The sequence below is a fragment of the Nitrospira sp. T9 genome, from assembly GCF_052156535.1.
Taxonomy (GTDB): Bacteria; Nitrospirota; Nitrospiria; order Nitrospirales; family UBA8639; genus Nitrospira_E.
Genome location: NZ_JBQKUP010000037.1, coordinates 1 through 20,082 on the forward strand (window position 1 = coordinate 1; position 20,082 = coordinate 20,082).

Genomic DNA, 20,082 nt, shown 5'->3' on the forward strand with positions numbered 1-20,082 from the left:
AAACATTTTTCGCAATGTCGATCCCAATTGTTGTACGCTTCATGATGACTCCTCCTTTTCGTTGAACGCTGGGTACATGGTGATCCAGCTTGGCACACTCGATGCCGTCCTTAAAGGGGGAGTCCATACCATTATCCTGAGCCAATGGCGAAGGATCTGTGCCCAGCCCACGCACCCACCATTCAGCCAGATCCTTCGTTTCACTCAGGATGACAACATCTAATAGGGCTTGCTTCATTCGTTGTTCGCTCAGAGTCCATCAGGCACGGTCTGACAATATATTTCAAGGTTTTTCTTAACAGAGAGTTAGGGGAATGTTTCGATGCGTCACCTCTCCTCTCAGTACTTTTACCTTTGGATGGTGGAAAGCCAGCGTGCAGAAGCGCAATATGAGGCACCTGAGAGGGGATCTTGCCGTAAGAGCCTTGGGGAGTGGAGCAAGAAGATTTTTGAGAAAATCAGGATACAGTCGACCGTAAGGAATGTGACTTTCGGTATCTGGAGTCAAAACGACGGGCGGTCTCTTTTAGGCCGTACCTCCTGATTCTTCTTCGGCTTTGTTTAAGACTTGTGAAAAACGACCTCCTACAAGTGTGGTGACTTTTCCCATCACTTCGGTCAGCTCCTTCCACTCCTCAGGTTTCAATTCCTCTTTGAGATTCGGATGGAGTCCCCATTTCGCACTGACCTGTTTGCCATCCCGTTGAATCACGACATAGAGAATTTCTGTTTCCTGGGAATCGGTTGCTGCTGGTGTCGTTCCCGAACTGCTTTGTGCCATGCCTGCTCTCCCTGTTAAGAATGTGTTGAGCCGATTGTACTGCATTGCCCTGTCCCCTGTAACCACCCACCATCCCTCATGTTGACCATCGATCCGCGTTTGCGTGACTTTTGGCGGTAGGGTACATTCTTTCATTGGGAGACGATCTGCTCATTTCTGATTTTTGCAGGAAAAATGCGAAGTTTCGACATGTCTGGGTCTGGTGAGCTGAGCTTGCGGGTATTCACTTTTTTATGGGGGTAGTCTGATATGGAATTACAACGACCCAAGTTTTGGGACAATATCAATATGAACGATCTGGCCAGGAATTTTTTTGAAGGTCTCTTAATCCTGGTGCCGGTAGTAACGACGTTGTATGTGGCGTGGTTGGTGCTTCAAACTATTGATGGCTGGCTGAATATTCCCATCCCTGGTGTGGGATTTCTGGTCACGGTCGGGTTAATCACCTTGACCGGCCGATATGCGTCCACCGTGTTTGTACAAAAAATGCTGGATGTGCTGGAACGGGTGTTGGTGAAAGCGCCTTTCGTCAAAATTCTCTATACCTCGCTCAAGGATCTGATTGCGGCGTTTATGGGGGAAAAGCGGCGGTTCGATCAGCCGGTCTTGGTATCTCTGGTTCCCGGTGGTCATGCCGAAGCGGTAGGCTTTGTGACTCGAACGGATTTGGAATTTCTCGGCCTGCTCAACCATGTGGCCGTCTATTTCCCGCAATCCTATAATTTTGCGGGAAATATCCTGATCTTTCCCAAAGAACAAGTTCATCCATTGGAGGCAGAAAGTGCGGATGTCATGGCATTTATTGTGTCAGGGGGCGTCTCCGGTGGGCAAAATGGGGAAGGGGGTTTAGGCCTACAGGACATGATCTCGAAAGGTGGATGAGGTCCATGGTAATTGTATTGACGGAATTGATGATAACCGGGGGATGTTTCTGAATGAATGTGTCGTTCGCTTCAATCATGACGATCAATCTCCCTACCCCTTGTACGTAAGATTTTTCGAAATCACCTTCTATCTCAAGTAGGCCCGTGAAATTATTCATGACAACCAATTTCCTGAAGGGAAGGTGCAACATCTAAAAAGCAGGGCAAATAGGAACGAGGGAAAGGGAGTCCTCTTGTCGGCTCATCTGCATACGGCGTCTCTCAGCAACTTTGAGCCACTAATTTTTTCCTGCGAATGATCTCAGCAGGATTCTTCCAGGATTTTCCACGTAAAGATGGTTCTGGTTTTTGGTGTGACCTTCAATTCTACCCTTGTGCCGTCCGGATCACGGGCCTCAACCACATACCAATGGTCCTCATACAGAATGCTAAAAACTTGAAAATGCTTTTGTTGAAGCCAGGTAAATATTTGTCCGGGCGTATACCAGGCATGGGATCTGCCGGGCATGTAGAAATTGTACATATGTCCTCCTTGATCGGGCCCATCGAGAAAGATCTTCTGATGGTTCATACTGCCATACCGTCCTGATGTTTATACCCAATGTCTCAACATTTGGTTACGAACTGCTCGGTTAATCTGCTCATTTCAAATGGCATGTCGGAACCTGTTTATAAAAATACAGCAGGGGCAACTCCCCGGTGATACTGTTGCTCACACCCTCCACCAATTGATGGCGGGTGCGAAGTCTTGGTAGACCGTTCTTCCTCAACATAGTTGGGACAGACTTTGGCTTCGGCACGATGTCTGCCCACCGTCAGTCGGGTTGGTCTGATCGGAATCATTCCGTTGCAACTGATTAGAGCCTTGACTGGATGCGGTCATCACCTCGACCCGTTCCACATCAATTCCCGTCGCCAACCAATCCCGGTCCACTTCTCCCGAAATTCTGACAATTGTTTCCGGATTGACGGGTACGTTGCGCCAATCTTCATGATCGATCTCGACAATGATGGTTCCGGTGGCATCCTGGAAAAGATATCGTTCTTCTCCCAGTTGCCGAAGAATGGTTCCGGTCAGTGAGACCCGGGAATCATCAACTGCCCCTTGAGCGGCAGACACGGTTGTGATGCCAGTGTGTCTTGGATCATGGAATTGCGCCCAGAGGGTGAGCGTACTGAAAATGAACAATCCGATGGTCATGAAAAGAATGTTTCTACTCATGATGTTTCTCCTGGTTTGAAAAATTAACCTGTACACCACTTACAACTTGTTGTGGCCAATAGCCCAACGAATCCTCCCAACACCAACCCACCACGAATGATGGGTCTGTTGATCTCACCGATTTTTTCTTGAACCTCCTTTCTTTGTGTTTCAACGCTGCGCTTACTTTTTGGGGATTGTACCTCTCGCATCCTGAAGCCACGCTGAAAATGCATTTCAGCCTGGCTTAAATGTTGGATCGTTAGGATGCGATTTCAGATAGGGGCAGGGTAATGAATGTATGGAGAAAGGACGGAGGGAAAATCAGGCATGAAAAGTTCAACGCTTTCAGCCTGGCTTCTTCTTGTCATGACTATTTCGAATATGAGCTATGCATCTGAAGGTGGAACATTTAGTGCCTCCCCTGGTCTCCTTGAACCCATGGTCTTTGATTTGGTCTTACCAATGAGATCCCACAAACATGATTACGAGTTCAATACCTTGTTTCAATATAATTTCAAGGATGATGCATTTAGAGTCAATCCTGAATTTGAGTATGCGTTTGCAGATGGCTATGGAATTGAGTTTGAATTGCCGACGCAAGATGGTGTCGTCAAAGGCTATAAACTGGGATTGCAAGGTACATTTCATTTTCTCCAAAATGGAAGCTTTATACACGGGTGGCAATACATCGGAGAATACCATCGGCATAGTGTACAGTTTGAAGATGCTGGTGGGGTGTTTGAACATGATCCTGGAGAGTTTAGAGATGGCGGAGAGTTCGAGAATGACCTGCTCTATCTCTTTGGATATCGGATGAATACCTATTGGACTATGCTGAATATGATGGGGGTGCGACTGACGGACCTCGGCTCTCACGGGCATCTTGAAGGATTGGTGAATAGTAACCTTACTTATTCATTCTCCAAAAAATTTCATGTGGGATTAGAGATGAATTGGGAATCTCGGCCAAAGCGCCCTGATTTACTGTTAGTAATGCCCCAACTGCATGTTCGTCTAGTCAAACATGCAAAAATACAATTCGGATTCGGGGTGGAACGGACAGAACATCAGCACTTTCCAGTTGCGGCAGCTCGGGTAATTTTTGGATTCTGAACCTTCGTCGATTTACTCATAGAATGGGCAGTGTGACGAAACTTTCTTGAAATTCCTCGAGGCATATCAGGGGGCATGAGGAGTGGGGGCTGAATGGGAAAGTTTGAAAGGCCTTGAATGGAGAGGGTAGTCTTCCTATCTGGACGAAATGAAATTCGATCTATGGATCGTCGGGATCTCGGGCTTCAGTCTTTCCGCTATTCGTCTTCAATGATATACGCTCATTTGGTCTCATGCCGGCCCAATTGCCCCGCGTACCGGCTATTGTCAATGGCCTATCGATCCCATGAGAGGGCCTATGGTGAAGATACGAGAGACGGTCCTGTGTATATCCTGATTTTGGGCTTAACAGAATTTTAAGCTTGGCGTAAGGTTGGTCATGATAAGATTCTGTTCCTGAGAGATTTTCTCCGTATGTCCGAAAAGGGAAAGTGAGGTGGGAGAAAATGAACGTTGATCGAATGAAAATTCCCAGGAACGAGAAAGTGTTTTTGCCGTGGATTTTCGGGATGATGGTCGGCCTGTTCGGATTTATTTCGCCGGCGTATCCGGATGACGACATTCCCGGGTATCAACAATTAAAGGCCGAAGTGGTTCCTGTTGAACAATTGTTTCAAAAAGTACAGAAGGAGTTTGAGGGAATCATTCTTGAGCTGGAATTAGAAGAGGAGGATCTGCGCTGGATCTATGAGGTCAAGTTACTGACCCCGCAGGGCAATGTTCTGAAAATCGACTACGATGCCAAATCGATGGCGGTTCTCACGGTCAAAGGGCAGCGAGACCACTCACCCTGAGAATGCCTGTTTTTCCTTCGCTGATCCCATGAGAGTGCTTGTTGTTGAAGATAACCCGCAAGTGGCCAGGCAAATAGTCGATGGGCTGCAACGAGCGTCCTATGTCGTAGATGTGGCCACTGATGGTGAGGAAGGAGAATATTTCGGACAGACGGAATCCTACGATGCGGTGATCCTTGATCTGGGTCTTCCGAAATGTGAAGGCTTGACGGTGTTACAACGCTGGCGCCAAGCGGGACGCACGATGCCTATTCTTATTTTAACTGCACGGGATACCTGGAGGGAAAAGGTGTTGGGCTTACGGGCGGGCGCGGATGATTATCTGACCAAACCTTTTGAGGTTGAAGAAGTTGTGGCCCGGATAGAAGCACTCATTCGGCGGGCTGCGGGCCATGCCACCGCAGTCCTGACGTGGGGTTCGGTTAACCTTGACACGAGTAGCCAACGGGTGACCATCCACGATCAACCCGTGGAGTTGACGGCGCTGGAATTTCGTACCTTATCGTATTTTCTTCATCATCCTCATGCCATCATTTCCAAAACCGAACTCACGGAACATATCTACAACCAGGACTTTGATCTGGATTCTAATGTGATTGAAGTCTTAATCAATCGATTGCGAAAAAAACTGGGGACCTCTTTTATCATTACGCACCGGGGTAAAGGATATCAGCTCACCGAGTAGGAACATGAAACGTAACACGCTTGCCCTTCGTTTACTGATTCTTTCCAGCGTCTGGGTGGTACTGACTCTTGTGGTGGTCGGTGTGCTATTAATGCTTCTGTTTCGCTCCCATGTGGAACGCCGATTTGATGATTTTTTGTTTGATCAGCTCAAGGGCAATATTGCGGCCAGCGAAATTTCTCCCAATTCCGGCGGGTTAGAAATGACATGGAATCCTTCCAATCTTCGATTTCACCGGCCCCTATCCGGTTGGTATTGGCAGATCCTCGAAAACGGGAAATTGGTCGCCCGCTCCCGTTCTCTATGGCAGTATATCCTTGAGATCAACGACCCGGGCATTGGTACCGGTTTGCAACATCAGGCTCTGACGGGGCCTGCCGGAATGGCGTTACGTGGACTCGTTGAAAATGTCACCTTGCCCGATTCACAAGCCTCATTTACGTTTGTGGTGGCAGGTCCCGTTTCCAATATTGATGAGGATGTCCTGGAATTTTCTAAAATGTTGTTGATCACGTTGACCGCATTGGGGGTCGGATTAGTGGGTGCCGTGTTCTTTCAGATTCGGATCGGATTACGTCCCCTGTCCCGGTTACAACAGGCTTTGGCGGAAACCCGATTGGGAAAAACAGCCAGGCTTCCGGAAAGTTTTCCAGGGGAAGTGCAACCGGTTGTTTCGGAATTGAATGCGCTCTTGGATCATAATGCGGCTCTCCTGGAGCGAGCTCGAACCCAAACCGCGAATTTGGCTCATGCGCTGAAGAATCCTTTAACGGTCCTGACGAATGAGGCCCGTGCCATGGAAGGGGAGCAGGGGAGTCTGATGGGCGAACAACTGAAGAATATGACGCACTCGGTGCATCGATATCTTTCAAGAGCCAGAACAGCGGGGGCGAATCGATTTGTGGGTATTCAAACGCCTGTCGGGACCCTAGCCGAGGATCTGCGTTTTTCGATGGACCATCTTTACAAGGGCAAAGCCCTCAACATTCATTTAATAGGACTGGAAAAAATCTATTTTCATGGCGATGCCCAGGATTTAGAAGAAATGCTGGGCAATGTCATAGACAACGCCTGCAAATGGGCCAAGCAAGAAGTTCAGATTCGTGGAGAGCGGGCCGGGAGCAAATGGCGGGTGATTGTGGAAGACGATGGTCCTGGTATCCCCGAAGGTCAGGAAGCTATGGCCATTCAACGGGGGCGCAGACTTGATGAAGCCATACCGGGTAGCGGACTGGGGTTGGATATCGTTTTTGATATTGCCATGCTGTATGGTGGCTCTTTGTACCTGGAGCGATCACCGTTAGGGGGGGTGCGCGCCAATCTGGAATGGCCCGTAGTAGATGAGCAAGTGTAATCCACCATCCCCCAACACTTGTTTGTGCTAACCGACAGGTTTAACCCTAACCGGGAAGTGGGGATCGGCGGGGTATTTTGAGAGATCGGCGATTGGCAGTCATTATTTTTGACAGGATGATGGGAGATTGATCGTGAACATGATGACCCGAGAGATTCAAGTTGTGAGAGTTGGGCTGGGACTGGTGCTGTTGGGATTGATGTTTGGTGTGGGAATGGGAATTCTCTTCGGTATTAATGAAGATCTATATAAGGGTTATATTAAACAGGGGATTGAAGCGAATCCGGCAGTTCATGATGCCAAAAGTGCGGATAAGATTTGGCGATATGCCCAACGTGCTCACTTCCATGCAACGGGCATTGCCGCTTTTTCTCTGGGGCTGATCATACTCACCATGTTGTCCGGAATGAAGTCACGATACAAAACAGTCTCTGCAATGTTTCTCGGCCTCAGCAGTTTGTATCCACTTTCTTGGCTGACCATGTTTCTTCTGGCCCCCTCCATCGGGCGTGGTCCGGCTCATGAACATTTTCTCACGGAAATATTCGTGTATACGGGTGTGGGCGGCTTAGTAATAGGGAGTGCTCTTCTTTGCGGAAATCTGTTTTTAGGATCCTTTCGAGAAGAGACCTCGTAGTAGGCCTTGTTGCGGGAAATATTTCACTCGGCACCAAACCCAACCGGATTGGATGAATAGATGCAAGCACCAGCCATCTAGCCTGAGAAAGACCAACCACTCTCTCTTTCAGGCCGATATAAACTATGGGTAATTTCCCTTCCGCTCCTTCAAATGGGTATCCTATTTAGAGGTTTCCCGGGAATTTGAGGAAGCAAGTCTCCACTCAGCATCTTTTCTTCCTTCGTGTCGCTCGAAGCAAATTTCCTCCACACTTGTGAAGAGATCGTGTCGTCCCCGTCGCCGTGTTCAAATAGTATTCTCCTTTTTTTCTCTTTTAAACATGAAATCAAGGAAAGCGAGGGAGGATGGGAGGTGTGGATAACCTTTTAAATGCCTTTTCCCTCTGCCAATGGTCCGGATATGGCAGCTGAAAGTTTTACCTAAGCAAATAAAAAGGTGGGGCCCTAGGTCATGAAAGAGGGTTCCCGGTAAATTTTGCCCACCACTGAAGGAAGAAGGGGACCGATAATGAGAGTGTTAATAATAATTTCCAAGGGCATATTGACCCACAGGCACATTGCATATTACAGCCCCATAATGAATTGAATCAGAGATTCATGTTGTGGAATCATCATTCATATTTTAGAATAGGTATTCAAAGCCGAAAAGAACTGTTTATCAAAAAGGCCATTCTATGAAAGCGACTCCCAATCCCCGGGCGGAAAGAAAACAGCGGGAATATGAAGCCCGGCGTGAAGAAATTTTGCTGGCTGCGGAGCGCAAGTTCTCCCAGAACGGGTTTTTTAAAACCAGCATGGCTGAAATTGCCGAGGCCGCCCAATTTGCCATGGGGACGGTGTACCGGTTTTTTAAAAGCAAAGAAGACATCTATATCTCTCTGGTGGAAGCCAAGGTTGAGGAATTACTCCGTCTTTTGGAAGAGGCGACGCACAGCCGTCTCCCGGCCCAGGAGAAGTTACGTGCGGTGATTCAGGTGAAGTTAGCTTTCGCTGATCAAAACCGTGCGTTTTTCCGTATTTATGTCTCTGAGTGGAGCGGGTTTGAATGGACCGTGAAAAGCGCGTTTGGCGAGCGGGTGTGGAAACGGTATTTGGCCCAGATTGATCTTGTTGCGAATCTCATTAAGGAGGGCATCAAAACCGGAGAATTTCGCAAAGTGAATCCTAAAGATACCTCCTTGGCGTTTCATGGCATGTTAAACTCTACCATCTATCTTTGGATTCTCCAGTCAGGTCCCAAAGAATCGCTTGTGGACAAAGGCAAGTGGTTAGCGTCGTTGTTGCTTGATGGCCTCGGAACTTCACCCCTTAAAAGGTCAACGTAAACGTATGACATATCTTTCTAAAAGCTCCATCTGCCTGGTGTTTGCCATGATCCTGGCTGTGCAGGGATTGCAGGGGTGCAGTGAACAGGAGGCGGCCCAGCCGCCAACGGGACGTCCGCCCTCGCCGGTCAAGGTTGTGACCGTTTTAAGCAAGCAGGTTCAGCGATCGGTTTCCTTAGTGGGAACAGCAGAACCACGCAAGCGAAGTCTTGTGGCCAGTGAAGTGGCAGGCCTGGTCAAAGCCTTTCCCGGTAAAGAAGGGCAGTTTGTGAAGAAAGGGCAACTGCTCGCCAGTCTTCGAACAGACACGCTGGACATTCGTCTTGACTCGGCAGTGGCTTCACATCGTGAAGCCAAAGCCCGCTATGACCAGGCGCAGAAGGATTTGGAGCGAATCAAGATGTTGTTTGCCAAGGAACTGGTGACTCAAAAAGAAATGGATGATGCAATTGTTGAAGAAAGCGCTCTAGAAAAGAGGCTGATTCAATTAGAAGCGGAGATTCGACTGGTACGTGATCAAGTGACCAAGTCAAGGATCCTGGCCCCTTTTCCGGGTTGGATCACGAAGGAATATACGGAAATCGGTCAATGGGTGGAGGAGGGTGGACCAGTTGTGGAATTGGTAGATCTGGCAAAGGTCGAAGTGCAAGTGCCGCTCCCGGAAGAATACGTGCGGGATGTCAGGGTTGGAGATCCAGTGATGGCTGTGTTCGATGCTTTGCCTGGAAGAGAGGTTGAAGGAACAGTCTTTTCTGTTGTCGCGCAAGCCGATCGATCGGCACGAACGTTCCCGGTCAAAGTCGTGTTGTCCAATCCGGATTTACGCATTAAAAGCGGGATGGTGGCACGGGTGCAGTTGGCCGTAGGCGCTCCTTACCAGGCGGTCGTGATCCCCAAGGATGCTCTGGTGCTCAAAGGCGGCAAGGAATTTGTCTTTATAGTTGCTAATAATACCGTCACACAGGTCATGGTAAGTCCTATAGCTCATTTTGAGGATGTGGTAGAAGTCCAGGGAGAAATTGAACAAGGCATGCAGATAGTCGTGGAAGGGAATGAGCGCCTCCTGCCCGGTCAATCGGTCAGAATTTTAGAGGAGCCGGTAAAAACATGAATCTGGTTCATTCGGCCATTCGTTATCCGGTCAGCACGGCAGTGGGTGTGCTCTTAGTCGTGTTGTTCGGCATTGTGGCGTTGGTGAAGCTCCCGGTTCAATTGGCACCTGATGTGGAAAAGCATGAAGTCACCGTGGATACCGTTTGGCCCGGGGGGAGCCCGCATGAAGTCGAGCGTGAAATCATCGATGAGCAGGAAGAGCAACTCAAAGGCGTCGAAGGCCTGGAGAAAATGTTCAGCGAAAGTTCCTACGGTCAGGGAAAAGTCATTCTCCGATTTCCCACCGGAACGAATACGGATACCGCCTTACTCCAAGTTTCCAACCGGTTGAATCAGGTCAAGGAATACCCGCTTGAGGCGGATGAACCCGTCATTAGCAGCGCGGATACCCGTGGAGCCGCCATGGCCTGGTTTATTTTAGACACTCTAGAAGGGAATCCCGTCAACATTGAAACCATGCGGGATTTTGCAGAGGATATCATCAAAGCCCGTTTCGAACGGGTCCAGGGTGTCGCGGCTTCGAATGTCTATGGTGGGCGGGAGCGGGAGCTTCGAGTGACGGTCGATCCGGCAAAATTAGCGTCCAGAGCGTTAACCATTATGGACCTGGCTCAAGCGTTAGATCAGGAGAATAGGGATTACAGTGCCGGAGATTTCGATGAGGGTAAACGGTCGTATGTCGTACGTACGGTGGGGGAATATCTCAATCCCCAGGATGTGGAAAATGTCATTATCGCCAGGCGTGATGGCGCGTCGGTGTATGTGCGGGATGTGGCGACCGCCCATATTGATTACAAGGATCCGACCGTGGTGGTGCGACAAAAAGGCCATCCAGCCATTGCCATCAACGCGATACGGCAGACCGGGGCCAATGTATTGGAAGCCATGGATGGTCTTCGGGAGGCAGCTAGTGAGCTCAATGAAGAAATTTTGAATGCGCGGGGGTTTCAGTTATTTCAGGTTTATGATGAAACCACATACATTAACCGATCCCTGACTCTTGTCCAGCAAAATTTGATCGTCGGGAGTATATTGGCGATTTCTATTTTGTTTTTATTCCTCCGCACGGGCAGTAGCACCCTGGTGGTCGGTTTAGCCATTCCGATCAGCATGATGGGGACGTTTATTATGCTGTGGGCGTTGGGCCGGAATTTTAATGTCATCAGTTTAGCGGGAATGACGTTTGCTGCCGGGATGTTGGTGGATAACTCCATTGTGGTGTTGGAAAATATTTATCGTCACCGGGAATTGGGCAAATCGTTATTTCAAGCGGCATACGATGGCACTGTGGAGGTGTGGGGTGCAGTGCTGGCCAGTACCCTCACGACTATTGCCGTATTTGTTCCCATTGTCTTCATGGAAGAACAATCCGGTCAATTGTTTCGGGATATCGCTATTGCGATCAGTTCGGGAGTGGGCTTGAGCCTTGTGGTCTCGATGACGGTGATTCCATCATTGTCTGCACGAGTGTTAACCACGGTGAAAAAGTCTAAGGGGGAACAAGCACCCGGTACGTGGACTACCGCGGGATTTCCGGAGAGTGGTTCCACGGCGGGACGGCATTCCTGGTTGGATCGTATCAGAGAGGCCTTGGGTTCTTTGGTGTATGATTTGAGTGGTAGTGTCTTCTGGCGAAGTGTGACGATTCTGGGATTCACCTCTCTTGCGATACTGGGAAGTTGGGCTTTGTTACCGAAGGCGGAGTATCTTCCTCAGGGGAACCGGAATCTTGTCATCGGCATTCTGCTGCCTCCTCCGGGGTATAACACTCACGAATTTGTCAAGATGGGACAGCCGATTGAATCGACCCTCAGCCCCTATTGGGATGCAAAGCCCGGTTCCCCGGAGGAGGCCGCTTTGGATGGCCCCAGTATTGCCAATTTTTTCTATGTGGCACGGGGGCGATCCGTCTTTATGGGCGGTCGCGTAAATGATCCGAGCCGCGTGAAGGAATTGATCCCCCTGTTTCGTCGAGCCACGGCGGACCTTCCGGGCGTGATTGGGATCATCACACAGCGCGGCCTGTTCGAGCGTGGCCTTGGTGAAGGGCGAAATATCGATATTGAGATCACCGGGCCGGAATTGGACACCCTTGTTCAATTAGGTGTTCAGGTGTTCGGTCAGGTGAAAGGGGTGCTGCCCGAGGCGCAGGCCAGGCCCATTCCCAGTTTGGATTTGGGAAGCCCGGAAGTCCGTGTCACCGTTAAACGGGATCGTGCGGCCGATGTGCAAATGACGAATCAGGAGCTCGGATTTACCATTGATGCCCTTGTCGACGGGGCAAAGGCCAGTGATTACCAATTTGAAGGAGATGAGGTTGATCTCACGATTCGTGGTATCGATAAATATGCCAATCAGACGCAGTCGCTCAATTCCATTCCGATTTTTACCAAAGGCGGTCAACTGACGACGGTCGGCAATATTGCCGATATCACATTAGTTGCGGGCCCGGAACAAATTAATCATATTGAACGGGAACGATCCATTGTGATTCAGGTGATCCCGCCGGTTGAGATGGCGTTGGAGGAGGCGATGGATGTGATTCGAACGCAAATCCTTGGGCCATTGAAAGAAAGTGGGACGTTAGGCCGTTTGTATAATGTCCGCCTGTCGGGAACGGCCGATGATCTTACCGAAACCTATGATGCGTTAAAATGGAATTTTCTGTTGGCCTTTACCATTACCTACCTCTTGATGGCCGCGCTGTTCGAAAGTTTTCTCTATCCTCTGGTCATTATTTTTACGGTACCGTTTGCCGCAGCCGGTGGATTCCTGGGGCTTTCTCTGGTCAATAATTTTATCGCGTATCAACCATTAGATGTGCTGACCATGTTAGGCTTTGTCATTCTCATCGGGGTGGTGGTCAATAATGCCATTCTGGTGGTGCACCAGGCCTTAAATTTCATGAGGGGACCGGAAGAGGGGGATTCGTTGGGAGGAGAATCGGGACAAGGATTACCTCTTCGAGAGGCCATTCGTGAATCCGTCAAAATCCGTGTCCGGCCGATTATGATGACGACACTCACAACGCTCTTTGGCCTTTTCCCACTGGTGGTCTCATCCGGCGCGGGCTCCGAACTGTATCGGGGTATCGGAAGTGTGGTGCTGGGTGGCCTCTTGGTCTCCACAGTGTTCACCCTTATTGTTATTCCGGCATTGTTTACCTTGGTCGTTGATACGCAACGCAAGTGGGCAGAGGCCAGAAATCCTCAATTAGCTGAACAGCCGTCGGGCGGCGCTTTGTAACCTGGAGGCGAAGGGACAAGATATGATGAGAGGTCAGTGTTGGAAGGCGTTTGGGCTATGCGTAGTGTGTCTTATGGTAATTGGCGGATTCGGGGCCGTGACCTGGGCGGCTTCCCCGGAGCCTTCAACGGCTCGTGACCTTCCCGAGTTGCGGCTGAGTTTGCGGGAGGCGATGGATGCGGCTGTCGATCAGAATCCGACGGTCCGTTTGTTTAACGAACGTATTGCACAGGCGCAGGATGTCGCGAATACACAACTCGGTGAATTATTGCCCAATCTTTCAGGGACGGCAGGCGCATCCCGGCGTCGATTCTTTACGGGGTCGTTTGGTTCGAGCGCCACCGTTGTAGGCCCCAGGGATTTTTACGAAATGAGGGCTTTTCTCACCCAGAATGTGTTCAGTTTAAGTCTCATTCAAAAATGGCGGGCTGCCAAAGCGGGAGTGGACGTGGCAGGGTTGGATGCGGAAGTCACCAAACGGGATACCATGGCCACCGCAGGTCTGATTTATTTGGAAACGCTTCGGGCTAAGGCGGCAGTGAATGCCCGGACTGCGGATGTGGCATTGAATAAGGAATTATTGCGTTTGGCGGCGGAACGAAAATCCGCCGGGATGGCGACCAGTCTGGATGTGACGCGTGCGAAAGTTCAATTGGAAAACGCCAAACAGCGATTATTAGTCGCTGAAAATGAGCGGGATCGTGCCAAACTCAATTTGATTCGTGCCATGGGGCTCTCGTTCGAGGTGAAGCTGGTGCTTACGGATGAAATGAAAATGGTGAATGTCTCCGACCAATCCATAGGAGAGGCCTTGCAGGTGGCCAAAGAACACAGGACCGAACTGAAGGCGCAGCAGAACCGTGAGCGTCTGGCCTCCTTGTCGTTAAGTTCCGTGACGAACGAACGGGTTCCCACTATTCAGGCTTTGGGCGATGTTGGCATGATCGGCAATCAAATCCCCAATGCGTTGACCACCGATAATGTTCAGGTATTAATGAGGGTGCCGATTTTCGATGGCGGAATGCGGGAAGCCAGAATTTCAGAGAGTCGCAGTCTGCTCAGACAGGAAGCCATCAGAACCCAGGATGTGCAATATCAAGTGGGATTGGAAGTTCGTGATGCGCTGATCACCATGAGTTCGGCCAAACAGCAAGTTGCGGTTGCGGAAGAAGGGTTAAAGCTTTCACTGACCGAATTGGAACTCTCACGTGAACGGTTCGCGGTCGGTGTCGCCACGAATATCGAAGTCACTGATGCGCAAACCCGTGTGGCGCAAGCCAGAGATAATTTGATTGAAGGCCTTTTCACGTTTAATGCCTCCCGTCTGAGTCTGGCCCGGGCGCAGGGTCAGTTGGAAAAATTGTAATAGATCGGGCTGTTCGCCCAGAAGGTAATATGACGACACTCCAACTCAAACAAGAAATCCGATCAGAAGCAAGCAAGCGTCGGACCTTTGCCATCATCAGCCATCCGGACGCCGGTAAAACCACGTTGACCGAAAAGCTCCTGCTCTACTCGGGGCTGGTTCGTACTGCCGGGATGGTCGGAGGGCGAAAAAACCGGAAAATGGCCACGTCGGATTGGATGGAAATGGAGCAGGAGCGCGGCATCTCCATTACCGCCTCGGCGATGCAATTTCCCTATAAACAGGCGGTGATCAACGTGTTGGATACGCCTGGCCATCAGGATTTTTGCGAGGATACCTACCGGACACTCACGGCGGCCGATAGCGCAATCATGGTCATTGACGCCGCGAAGGGTGTTGAAACGCAAACACGAAAATTGTTTGAAGTCTGCCGCCTTCGCCGGATTCCCGTGTTGACCTTCATCAACAAGATGGACTTGCCCGGACGGGTTCCGCTAGATCTGATGGCGGAAGTGGAAGACGTGTTGGGCATTCACGCCAGTCCCATCAACTGGCCCATCGGGTCCGGACAGGATTTTCTCGGAGTCGTGAATCGGCAATCCCGAAAGGTGTTGCTCTATACCAGAACGGCTGCGGGAGGGGCCTCGAAACCGGATCTCGTGGAACTCTCCTTGGACGATCCCTCGGTGAAAGACCGTATGGCCGGGTATATCTGGGATGAATTGATGCATGATTTAGAATTGTTGGATATCGCCGGGAACCCGTTCTCGAAAGATGATTTTCAAAATGGAAAAGTCACGCCCGTCTTCTTCGGGTCTGCCATGACCAATTTCGGCGTGGAAGCATTTTTCGATGCGTTTGTGGAATTCGCTCCTCCCGCTCACGGTCGGTTAGCGGATGCCCCGGATGGCCGTGAGCTGATGATCGATCCGGTTGATACACCATTCAGCGCCTATGTATTTAAACTCCAGGCCAATATGAATCCACGCCATCGCGACAGCACGGCTTTTTTACGAGTCTGTTCAGGGAGATTCGAGCGGGATGTGGTGGTCAAACATCATCGGACCAACACGGAGGTTCGGCTCTCACGGCCTCACAGTATGGTGGCGAAGGAACGCAATACGGTCGATGTGGCCTATCCCGGCGATGTCATTGGGATTATCAATCCCGGGATTTTTCAGATCGGCGACACGATCTCGGTGGCGGAAGGCTTTAATTATAAACCGCTTCCACAATTTCAACCCGAAGTCTTTGCCCGTGTGCGGCCGACCGATACGGGAATGCGGAAATCATTCGACAAAGGAATCGAGCAGCTCGCCAGGGAAGGGACCATTCAAATCCTTCGAAGTCTGGACGGGCTGGAATTTTTTGTGGCCGCTGTGGGCAAACTTCAGTTTGATGTGCTGGAATTCCGCTTGCAAAGCGAATACCGCGTCAAAGTGGTGGTGGATGTGTTGCCCTATGAATCCAGTGCATGGCTGGTAGGCGACGTTGCGACGTTTAAGCCGCCCTCTGATGCCCTTGTCGTCAAAGACAGCCGGGATCGAGCGGTCGTCCTCTTTCGCAGCTCATGGTCAAAGAATTTTGCCGGCGAACGCAATCCCGATCACAGCTTCCGTGATATGGGCTAATCTCGCCTGTAGAAAAATCCTCACCTCCTTTTCATACATTCTTGGGTTTTTCCTCATCAAAATAATTGAATGATTCCGTTCGCCTGGCTCCGTCGAGGTGCTCACACGCAGCTCGGTACGTGCTTGATGAGATGCGACCCAAGAACTTCCTGGAGTCATCCCGATACAATTTCGGTTTGTTAGGAAAGGATTACTGCAAGTGCCGGATTTCGGCCCGGCAGCCGAGTCACTTTTGTTTCGGCAAAAGTAGCCAAAACCATTGACACCCCGCCCGGTGACATTAGAATGGACGGACGCAAATCAGGGGGAGGCGGGCCAACTCGTTGCACTCAAACAAGGCCCGCCGAGGGATGAGAGCGTCCGCCCATGGGGCCGAGCGGCAGGCGTCGGACAATGAGAGGGATGAGGTTCTCTGGGAATTCCATGTGAAGTGGCCGCATCTACTGGCAGGATGAAAGGCAAGAAGCCTTTGGGAATTACTTGGAATCACTATAACGACTCCACAGGCTTGCTGCTGGGATCTATAGTTATGAGTCTTTCGCTGATTCCAGAAGTTTGGCGACGCCCGCACGAATCTGTTGTTGGTCACTACCAAGTGTCGATGGGCCCTGGTGCAAGAGCCACAGGAGGTATTGACGCAGTACCTCCAGCGCAGTCCCGATATCCTCTGTTTTTAAAAGAAAGTTTAGATAATTCCAGGCCGAAAGACTTGTGGCGGGATTTTCTTTGCCGAAAAGGCGATGTGTCCGTTCCACCACTATGCCTTGGAACGCGACGGCTTCGGCATACTCGCCCTGCTGGGCCAGCGTTTCCGCGAGATTACCCATGGCGGAGAGGGTGTTGGGATGTTCCTCGCCGAGAAGGCGCTGGCTCCGTTCCACCACCGTGCGTTGGAGGGCGACGGCCCCGGCATAGTCGCCTTGGCGGGAGAGCGTCGATGCGAGATTACTTATGGCGGTGAGGGTGGAGGGATGTTCCTCGCCGAGAAGGCGCTGGCTCCGTTCCAATACCGCGTGTTGGAGCGCGACGGCCTCGGCGTAGTCGCCTTGGGCGGACAAGGTCAACGCCAGGTTGCCCATGGCGGTGAGGGTGTTGGGATGGTCGTCGCCGAGGAGGCGTTGTGTCCGTTCCACCACCGTGCGTTGGAGGGCGACGGCCCCGGCATAATCGCCTTGGTCGGAGAGCGTCAACGCGAGATTATTCATGGCGGTGAGGGTGTTGGGATGTTCCTCGCCGCGACGGCGCTGGCTCCGTTCCACCACCGTGCGTTGGAGGGCGACGGCCCCGGCATAATCGCCTTGGTCAGACAAGGTCACCGCGAGATTATTTATGGCGGTGAGGGTGGAGGGATGTTCCTCGCCGAGAAGGCGCTGGCTCCGTTCCAACACCGTGCGCTGGAGCGCGACGGCCCCGGCATAATCGCCTTGGTTGGACAAGGTCAAACTGAGATTCCCCATGGAGGTGAGCGTGTCGGGATGTTCCTCGCCGAGGAGGACTCTTCTCCGTTCCAACACCGTGCGCTGGAGCGCGATGGCCTCGGCATAATCGCCTTGGTCGGACAAGGTCGACCCGAGATTACTCATGGCCGTGAGGGTGTCGGGATGCTTCTTTCCGAGGATGCGTTGTCTCCGTTCCAACACCGTGCGCTGGAGCGCGACGGCCCTGGCATAATCGCCTTGGTCGGACAAGGTCGACCCGAGATTACTCATGGAGGTGAGCGTGTCGGGGTGCTCCTCGCCGAGGAGGACTCGTCTTCGTTCCAAGGCTGTGCGCTGGAGGACGGAAGCGTCGGCATATTCCCCCAGACGGGACAGTGTCAGGGCGAGATTGTTCATGGACGTAAGCGTGTTGGGATGGTCCGCGCCGAGGAGGGGCTGGGTCCGTTCCCACACGGTGCGTTGGAGAGCGGCGGCTCTGGCATATTCGCCTTGACGAGAGACCGTCAAGGCGAGATTGTTCATGGACCTGAGCGTGTCGGGATGTTCCTCTCCTAAAATGGTTTTGGCATAGGAGAGGGCATGTTCTTCTTGCTCTCGTGCACGTCCATACAAACCCTGTTCCGAGTGTAATGTTCCGAGGATCAATCCTAAATGAACTATAGTAGGTCCATTTTGTTCTTGGGCAGGATCCTGAAGAACGGCAATAAGTTTCTCAGCATGGGGCCCACAGGTGATCATCAGTGCCCACTGGTTTGGGTCACTGCATGCCTCCTGGGTCATGATTGTTTGAAGTGCCCCTGAAAGGATTGAAATTTCCTTATCAGTTTCTCCTGGCTGACTTCGCAGGAAGTCTGCAAGAACCCGATGGATAGTGCCGAACATCGGGACGGTGCTTCCGGTCAGGGCCATGACGATGGACCTGGTCCTCAATATTGTCCTGATGGTGGGAGACAGCAGACCAGAGTCGAGTGTTTCAAGCAGATGTTCAGGTATCGGTTCGGGAGCCAACTGCGCCAGGAGGTGTGCGGCCTTTTGTGCTTCCTGGGGCAATTGGTCATAGGAAATTTGCAAGGCTTCTGTGACCCCGCGGAGCATCCCTTGGGGAATCACTTCTTTTAAGACCGCTGCTTGGGCGTCCAGTTCGGTGGTCGGCCCGGTGCCCTCAGCTTTTTTGAGCAATTGCGGAGGTGTCATGGCTCCCGCCTGGAGCGTGGTATTCAGGAGTTCCAAGGCCAGAGGAAACCGCCCTACCCACTCAACGATGAGTATCCAGTCTTGGTCGGACAAGGACCGTCGATCCAACTGTCTCGTGAGGAGTTCAACCGAGAACGGGAGCGTCAGCGGGGGAACGGTCACTTCTTTGATACCCTCTGGAGAGAGAGCCAGGTTTCGCCGGGATGTGGCCAAGACGGCCGCCACACCCATCGCGGGGCACCAGGTTGCAAGGGGTGCAGGCTGGGTTTCAGGCACGTTATCCACCACCACAAGCACCCGGCCCTGTTGGGAGGCCTCGGTTACGGCGTCCACCATTGCGCTGGCCACCGCGTCTTGGACACCAGAGTCACGGAGGTCCTTGAGGGAGGGCATGTGTGGTCTGATTACTTTGAGGATGGCATAGAATTGTTCCTCCAGGCCTTCTTCCCCGAGATCGGCGTTGATCCAGAAGAGTCCACCGGGAAAATGTGTTCCTCCATATCTCTGTACATATTCGGCCGCAAGGCGGGTTTTGCCGAATCCGCCGTGCGCGAATAGTGCCACGGCTGGTTCCGGTTCTCCATCCATCCCACTTAATGCCGTGTGTATGGTCCACAATTCATTCGCCCGCCCTACGAAACCTTTGCGAAGGGAAACGGGCATGCCTTGAAGTACGGAATGTCTAACGGATCTCAAATCCGACAGTGAGGGGAGAGCCGATTCTTCTAATAAGGCATTTCGGACGTCATCGCGTTGCGCTAATTTCTCTAAAGCTGCCCCGATGGTGTCTTGGGTCGTCTCGACTCGGTTGCGAATGAGCGTGGCGAGTGCCTCGGTGTCATCAGCCATCGGCCAGTTCGCGGTGCCAATGCGTGGTGGGAGGTTGTGAAGCAGCCGGGTCATCACCGGTCCTGGTTGGTTGGGTGGGAGGGCTAGGACAATGCCCTCAAGTGAGCCATTCTGTTTTTCTGGTGTGTGCCCTGATTGCGTCGAGAGAATCTCAAACGGCTTGAGCGCGGTTTCCAGTTCCTTCCGGCAGTACCAGCGCTGAAAATATCGCTCGTCTGCGAAAATGACGACGACTTTTGCATCGAGCAGGGCATCGACCAGCACTTCAGGGAACTGCTCGCCGGTTTCGATGTCGGAGGTGTCGAAAAACGTCAGCTCTCCCAGCTTACGATGGAGCGCCTCCGCAAATTGGCGGCTGGTGGTACGGGCATATGAAATAAAAACAGGAGGGGACATGATTCTGTTCTACGGAACTGCAAGCGTTACCACTTAATTCGCATTTGCTGTTTCATTGGATGTCGCCAT

Annotated in this window: 16 protein-coding genes; 11 read left to right on the forward strand and 5 right to left on the reverse strand. The window is 51.5% G+C overall.

Annotated features, from left to right (window positions below; all coding sequences use genetic code 11):
* Together ACTRXD_RS12860 and ACTRXD_RS12865 are read right to left on the reverse strand one after the other, a co-directional pair.
* A partial coding sequence (locus ACTRXD_RS12860) for a hypothetical protein (RefSeq protein WP_442432200.1) occupies positions 1–238 on the reverse strand: 238 nt, incomplete at its 3' end.
* Positions 239–526: 288 nt separating this feature from the next.
* Positions 527–916 carry a hypothetical protein gene (locus ACTRXD_RS12865; RefSeq protein WP_442432201.1) on the reverse strand — a complete coding sequence of 130 codons (390 nt, stop codon included), beginning with the start codon at positions 914–916 and terminating at the stop codon, positions 527–529.
* A 114-nt stretch (positions 917–1,030) separates the two neighbouring features.
* On the opposite strand from ACTRXD_RS12865, the gene ACTRXD_RS12870 reads away from it, so the two are divergent.
* Complete coding sequence (locus ACTRXD_RS12870; protein WP_442432202.1) at positions 1,031–1,663, forward strand: DUF502 domain-containing protein; 633 nt, start codon at positions 1,031–1,033, stop codon at positions 1,661–1,663.
* 303 nt (positions 1,664–1,966) lie between these two features.
* On the opposite strand, the gene ACTRXD_RS12875 is transcribed toward ACTRXD_RS12870, so the two are convergent.
* Both ACTRXD_RS12875 and ACTRXD_RS12880 read right to left on the reverse strand, forming a co-directional pair.
* Complete coding sequence (locus ACTRXD_RS12875; RefSeq protein ID WP_442432203.1) at positions 1,967–2,188, reverse strand: hypothetical protein; 222 nt, start codon at positions 2,186–2,188, stop codon at positions 1,967–1,969.
* Between the two features lie 243 nt (positions 2,189–2,431).
* A complete protein-coding gene (locus ACTRXD_RS12880) occupies positions 2,432–2,887 on the reverse strand; it encodes a YgiW/YdeI family stress tolerance OB fold protein (protein WP_442432204.1) in 456 nt (151 codons plus the stop codon).
* A 309-nt stretch (positions 2,888–3,196) separates the two neighbouring features.
* On the opposite strand from ACTRXD_RS12880, the gene ACTRXD_RS12885 reads away from it, so the two are divergent.
* The 10 genes from ACTRXD_RS12885 (at position 3,197) to ACTRXD_RS12930 (ending at position 16,135) form a co-directional block, all read left to right on the forward strand.
* Complete coding sequence (locus ACTRXD_RS12885) at positions 3,197–3,982, forward strand: hypothetical protein (RefSeq protein ID WP_442432205.1); 786 nt, start codon at positions 3,197–3,199, stop codon at positions 3,980–3,982.
* 446 nt (positions 3,983–4,428) lie between these two features.
* Positions 4,429–4,776, forward strand: coding sequence for a PepSY domain-containing protein (locus ACTRXD_RS12890; RefSeq protein WP_442432206.1), 348 nt, complete (start codon positions 4,429–4,431; stop codon positions 4,774–4,776).
* 28 nt (positions 4,777–4,804) lie between these two features.
* The gene (locus tag ACTRXD_RS12895) at positions 4,805–5,461 is read left to right on the forward strand and encodes a response regulator transcription factor (RefSeq protein ID WP_442432207.1); all 657 of its coding nucleotides are present in this window, start codon (positions 4,805–4,807) and stop codon (positions 5,459–5,461) included.
* Between the two features lie 4 nt (positions 5,462–5,465).
* Positions 5,466–6,815, forward strand: a complete 1,350-nt coding sequence (locus ACTRXD_RS12900) for an ATP-binding protein (protein WP_442432208.1) — start codon at positions 5,466–5,468, stop codon at positions 6,813–6,815.
* 133 nt (positions 6,816–6,948) lie between these two features.
* The gene (locus ACTRXD_RS12905) at positions 6,949–7,452 is read left to right on the forward strand and encodes a hypothetical protein (protein WP_442432209.1); all 504 of its coding nucleotides are present in this window, start codon (positions 6,949–6,951) and stop codon (positions 7,450–7,452) included.
* Between the two features lie 676 nt (positions 7,453–8,128).
* A complete protein-coding gene (locus tag ACTRXD_RS12910; RefSeq protein WP_312741765.1) occupies positions 8,129–8,779 on the forward strand; it encodes a TetR/AcrR family transcriptional regulator in 651 nt (216 codons plus the stop codon).
* A 4-nt stretch (positions 8,780–8,783) separates the two neighbouring features.
* On the forward strand, positions 8,784–9,890 hold the full coding sequence (locus tag ACTRXD_RS12915) for an efflux RND transporter periplasmic adaptor subunit (RefSeq protein WP_442432210.1): 1,107 nt from the start codon (positions 8,784–8,786) through the stop codon (positions 9,888–9,890).
* Positions 9,887–13,138 (forward strand): efflux RND transporter permease subunit, encoded by a 3,252-nt coding sequence (locus ACTRXD_RS12920; RefSeq protein WP_442432211.1) that lies wholly within the window; start codon positions 9,887–9,889, stop codon positions 13,136–13,138. Before ACTRXD_RS12915 ends, ACTRXD_RS12920 begins: the two co-directional genes overlap by 4 nt.
* Positions 13,139–13,160: 22 nt before the next feature.
* Complete coding sequence (locus tag ACTRXD_RS12925) at positions 13,161–14,504, forward strand: TolC family protein (protein ID WP_442432212.1); 1,344 nt, start codon at positions 13,161–13,163, stop codon at positions 14,502–14,504.
* 29 nt (positions 14,505–14,533) lie between these two features.
* Positions 14,534–16,135, forward strand: a complete 1,602-nt coding sequence (locus tag ACTRXD_RS12930) for a peptide chain release factor 3 (RefSeq protein WP_442432213.1) — start codon at positions 14,534–14,536, stop codon at positions 16,133–16,135.
* Between the two features lie 527 nt (positions 16,136–16,662).
* Here ACTRXD_RS12930 and ACTRXD_RS12935 read toward each other — a convergent pair.
* On the reverse strand, positions 16,663–20,013 hold the full coding sequence (locus ACTRXD_RS12935; RefSeq protein WP_442432214.1) for a tetratricopeptide repeat protein: 3,351 nt from the start codon (positions 20,011–20,013) through the stop codon (positions 16,663–16,665).
* Positions 20,014–20,082: the final 69 nt, after the last annotated feature.

What these genes read in the sequence shown, in the direction of transcription:
- ACTRXD_RS12865 (WP_442432201.1), bottom strand. Translation starts at nt 916, where the DNA reads ATGAAAGAATGTACCCTACCGCCAAAAGTCACGCAAACGCGGATCGAT.
- ACTRXD_RS12870 (WP_442432202.1), top strand. Translation starts at nt 1,031, where the DNA reads ATGGAATTACAACGACCCAAGTTTTGGGACAATATCAATATGAACGAT.
- ACTRXD_RS12875 (WP_442432203.1), bottom strand. Translation starts at nt 2,188, where the DNA reads ATGTACAATTTCTACATGCCCGGCAGATCCCATGCCTGGTATACGCCC.
- ACTRXD_RS12880 (WP_442432204.1), bottom strand. Translation starts at nt 2,887, where the DNA reads ATGAGTAGAAACATTCTTTTCATGACCATCGGATTGTTCATTTTCAGT.
- ACTRXD_RS12885 (WP_442432205.1), top strand. Translation starts at nt 3,197, where the DNA reads ATGAAAAGTTCAACGCTTTCAGCCTGGCTTCTTCTTGTCATGACTATT.
- ACTRXD_RS12890 (WP_442432206.1), top strand. Translation starts at nt 4,429, where the DNA reads ATGAACGTTGATCGAATGAAAATTCCCAGGAACGAGAAAGTGTTTTTG.
- ACTRXD_RS12895 (WP_442432207.1), top strand. Translation starts at nt 4,805, where the DNA reads ATGAGAGTGCTTGTTGTTGAAGATAACCCGCAAGTGGCCAGGCAAATA.
- ACTRXD_RS12900 (WP_442432208.1), top strand. Translation starts at nt 5,466, where the DNA reads ATGAAACGTAACACGCTTGCCCTTCGTTTACTGATTCTTTCCAGCGTC.
- ACTRXD_RS12910 (WP_312741765.1), top strand. Translation starts at nt 8,129, where the DNA reads ATGAAAGCGACTCCCAATCCCCGGGCGGAAAGAAAACAGCGGGAATAT.
- ACTRXD_RS12915 (WP_442432210.1), top strand. Translation starts at nt 8,784, where the DNA reads ATGACATATCTTTCTAAAAGCTCCATCTGCCTGGTGTTTGCCATGATC.
- ACTRXD_RS12920 (WP_442432211.1), top strand. Translation starts at nt 9,887, where the DNA reads ATGAATCTGGTTCATTCGGCCATTCGTTATCCGGTCAGCACGGCAGTG.
- ACTRXD_RS12925 (WP_442432212.1), top strand. Translation starts at nt 13,161, where the DNA reads ATGATGAGAGGTCAGTGTTGGAAGGCGTTTGGGCTATGCGTAGTGTGT.
- ACTRXD_RS12930 (WP_442432213.1), top strand. Translation starts at nt 14,534, where the DNA reads ATGACGACACTCCAACTCAAACAAGAAATCCGATCAGAAGCAAGCAAG.
- ACTRXD_RS12935 (WP_442432214.1), bottom strand. Translation starts at nt 20,013, where the DNA reads ATGTCCCCTCCTGTTTTTATTTCATATGCCCGTACCACCAGCCGCCAA.